Origin of the sequence: Chitinophaga sp. (assembly GCF_036566945.1) — a bacterium.
Taxonomy (GTDB): Bacteria; Bacteroidota; Bacteroidia; order Chitinophagales; family Chitinophagaceae; genus Chitinophaga.
Genome location: NZ_DATCVJ010000952.1, coordinates 1 through 3,586, shown reverse-complemented (window position 1 = coordinate 3,586; position 3,586 = coordinate 1). Strand labels below are relative to the sequence as shown.

The window sequence follows — 3,586 nt, the reverse complement described above, 5'->3', positions numbered from 1 at the left end:
GCTTACTTCATGATTATGAACGGACTTACGGTGTCTAACGGTTGTTGTAACGCACCCGGTACTCCCGGCATCTTAACGGATACCATCCAGGGCAAAGCCAATCTCGCCACGCAGAAAATTACTCTCAGCATTAATTTCGGTACTTACCCGGTAGATACTTTATACAGGGTGAGAAGGAAAGATGGCGTCGTGGAAAAGGTGAACCTGACACTGGTCAGTGGTAAAAGATACCAGTTCAATGATACGCTGGACGGCGGTTTGGCAGATCTGTTCTATTGGAAAAATGCAGGCACCGTAGTGGTACCTGCCAGCAATCTGGCGCTGAATAAGCCCGCTGCACAATCGAGCGATCATGGCGCCACCTCTGGTTTAGCGCCACTGGCAGTAGATGGGAATACCAATGGCGATTTTTTCAGCAACTCTGTTACCTCTACCGCAGATGCATTAACGAATCAGCCCTGGTGGCAGGTGGATCTCGGCGCTTCTGCCAACATCCAGACGATTAACATCTATAATCGAACGGACTGTTGTGGTAGCCGTCTTGCTAATTATCATATTTTTATTTCCGATGTTCCTTTTACCTCTTCCACGGTAAGCGGTACACAGGCGCAGGCTGGCGTGCAGGATTACCTGCAAACAGCAACCGCCGGAACGCCATCCGTTATTGCCATTAACAATACCGGGCGGTATATACGTATACAACTGCAAAGCACCAACGTCGTGTTAAGTCTGGCAGAGGTACAGGTAATGGGTAATTTCAACCTGGCCCCACTGCAACAGTCAGCTATGGCGGTTGCACAAGTAAGTACATGGAAAGGCGGGGAGGAACTGTCAGCCAGCGTATATCCGAACCCGTTATCCGGTGAAGAACTAACCGTTTCGTTGGTATCGCCGGTAACGATAACGACTACGCTGAAGATCTATGACCTGAAAGGACAGCCTGTGCTGACGAAGCCGGGGATCGCTTTGCGTAAAGGAAATAATAGTATCCGGGTGCAGGTGGGAAATCTTACACCAGGAATTTACCTGTTGCATGTGGGCGTGCAGCAAAAAGAAGTAGTGAAGAAGTTTGTGGTTACAGGCAGACAGGAGTAATAAAGCATGCGGGCGTCCCACTGACTTTTACAGACAGTGGGACGCTTTTTTATTTTTTGTCTGTAGGTAATCTGGATTTATCTATATCAATAACATAGGTGTTTGTCCACTGGTCGTGCCACGGGGTGCAGACTTTTGAGAGGCCGCTGAGCGAGCTGCAGGGGATGGCACGGATGATGCCTCTTAAGAAGGCTTTTCCGGCTGAAATGTTGGTGCCATCTTCATTCACGGCTCTGGTACCTGTGATCAGTTTGCCGATTGTTCTGCCCTGGGAAATGGTTTCTATGGTTCCCATATATAACGCGAAAGACAGCATGAGGATCAGTCGATGTGCGTAATCCGTTGCAGGCGAAAATGTGATCGATCTTAAAGTATCAGGGCTTAGCACTGACATCGCAAAAAAGAAGATGATCACGAGGAAAATAAAACTGATCAGGTCAATGATGTAATTGGTCAGGCGTTGCCAGTGAGTAGCCGGTTGCAGGCTGAAATCATTTTCGAAAATAGATGTAGCGATTGTTTGCTCCATAGGGATAAAAGAATTTTGGATATATGGGTTGGGTGGAAAGATAATAAGAATTGCTGGTGTTTTTAGGGAATATCCGCACTTTTACTACCCCGCATTTATTATGTATGTATAAAAAAATAATAGACGAGTAATAGTAGTGCAATGAGCGATATTATATACCCGGTCCACATATTCCGTGTTTCGTTATTAGATATCTCTTCGGATAGTTTACCCCTGAAACCTTTCCCTATCCAGAAAAAAACAGCTCCTAACCAAATGGAGGTAAGTCGTGCTGCAAAAGGTTCTTTCGCCATATGATTTTTATTTAGCGCTTATTTTGGTCAATGCAGGGAAATGTTGACCAGATAGCCGTTTGCCGCGTGTCTGTGGCTTTGGGTTCTCGTTACACCTAACCTAGGATCATCTGCCAGGTGTCCTGTGAAATCCGTAAGGAGTCGATGTATCCATTGCCAATTGATAACCAGTTATTTTAGTTAAGGGATATAGATCAGGAGGACCGAAAAACAGATATAGATGATAAATACTGTCGGTAGAGCCAGTATTAGCTGATCTCTTTATTGGGATTTCTACAATCCGCTGTCCTAAGTGATTATAAAGATTAGTGATCTGTATGTTAGTATCAATATCTTCAGAATGAGTTCCCAATAGTGATCTAAAACGCGAAAAATCCGCATAAAGCATACCCTCATCTTTTCCTATTACGTCCAGCTCCGGCCCTATAAAAAAACGGAACTTAGTAAATTCATTTTTCTTAATTGTTGAAATCAGGGCATTGGTGGTATTGCGCATTTTGTCCTCGTTAGTAACCTTACTACATGCAGTAGTTAATACCAACAGGATAAGAAGTTGGTATATATATTTAATCATTGTCTGCTTTTCATTTTATGGTGTAGTCAGGTCTTCGTCGTCAAAAGTCGTGGGTGAAAATTGTTGCACTCTTTTTCCAGATGAATCTATTATAATAAGGCTGTATCCTGATATTTTTTCAAGAGGAACCATTTGCGGCGGACCAAAAAACAAATGAATACTAATTTCGTTTATATGATGAATGGTATCCCTCCCTTTGAGCAAAGGCACAATTACCAGTCTTTTTCCTAAGGATGTAAACTTATTGGTTATGATGGGAGCCCCGGATGGGCCATACTTATCGAAGTATGTTTTTATTTTTGTTAGATTAGCATTTAAAGCTTCTGTATCCGCATTGTTTGTTCCAATAAGATCAGCAAACAAAATTTTATCGTCTTTCTGTATGGCAGAAAGCACTTTTTGGGTGGTTGATATCATTTTCTCTTGCTGACTCTGGTGCTTACAGCCTACTGCGAGAAGTAAAGTGATAAAGCCACAAAGTATATTTTCGATTAAACGATTCAATTTACCATTTTTTAAGTCAACTTTCTGTTTGTTTCCTTGAATAGAAGTCGTAATGCATTTCTTTGACTTTGAAGAAACAGTATATCATAACACATAGGTCTTTCTTTGTCGCTTAATCTGATATTTGATTCTTTCAAATACTTATTTAGGCTTAAAATATCATTTTCAAGACCTTCACCACCAGTAATTCTATACAACCTGTTGTCCACGAATAAATTCTGACTGTGAGAAACATTAGATGCTTCAACGCATTGGATCCAATACCCGCCATCGTCAGCCCAACCTGATAACAATACATTTCTTCTGATAAAAAATCAGATAACAATCCTATTCAACCTTCTCATATTTTAATTCTCTACAACAAATAATAAAATCGGAGTCTGGATTTTCTTTTAATCCCGCGTCGTATATTAATGGAAAAAAATCAAAAAGAATTCCTTCGCTATCAACTTTGATCAGGGCACCATTAATCACCGTACTTGATGTCTTTCTATTTTCAATAAATCTGAAGCTCAAAATCTCTGAGAATATTAGCTTAATCTTTTCCCATTCATAGTCTTTATCGCTATTCATACAATGAATATAAACTTC

At 41.4% G+C, this 3,586-nt stretch carries 5 protein-coding genes; 1 reads left to right on the top strand and 4 read right to left on the bottom strand.

Going from position 1 to position 3,586, the window contains the following annotated elements; genetic code table 11:
• The coding region (locus VIP81_RS28685) for a discoidin domain-containing protein (RefSeq protein ID WP_331969737.1) at positions 1–1,095 on the top strand (1,095 nt) is incomplete at its 5' end.
• A gap of 49 nt (positions 1,096–1,144) precedes the next feature.
• Here the strand turns inward: VIP81_RS28685 and VIP81_RS28680 are convergent.
• The 4 genes from VIP81_RS28680 to VIP81_RS28665 form a co-directional block, all read right to left on the bottom strand.
• Positions 1,145–1,624 (bottom strand): RDD family protein, encoded by a 480-nt coding sequence (locus tag VIP81_RS28680; RefSeq protein WP_331969734.1) that lies wholly within the window; start codon positions 1,622–1,624, stop codon positions 1,145–1,147.
• 399 nt (positions 1,625–2,023) lie between these two features.
• A complete protein-coding gene (locus VIP81_RS28675; RefSeq protein ID WP_331969731.1) occupies positions 2,024–2,413 on the bottom strand; it encodes a hypothetical protein in 390 nt (129 codons plus the stop codon).
• Between the two features lie 93 nt (positions 2,414–2,506).
• A complete protein-coding gene (locus VIP81_RS28670; RefSeq protein WP_331969729.1) occupies positions 2,507–2,995 on the bottom strand; it encodes a hypothetical protein in 489 nt (162 codons plus the stop codon).
• Between the two features lie 327 nt (positions 2,996–3,322).
• On the bottom strand, positions 3,323–3,586 hold a 264-nt coding region (locus VIP81_RS28665; protein WP_331969727.1), incomplete at its 5' end, for a hypothetical protein.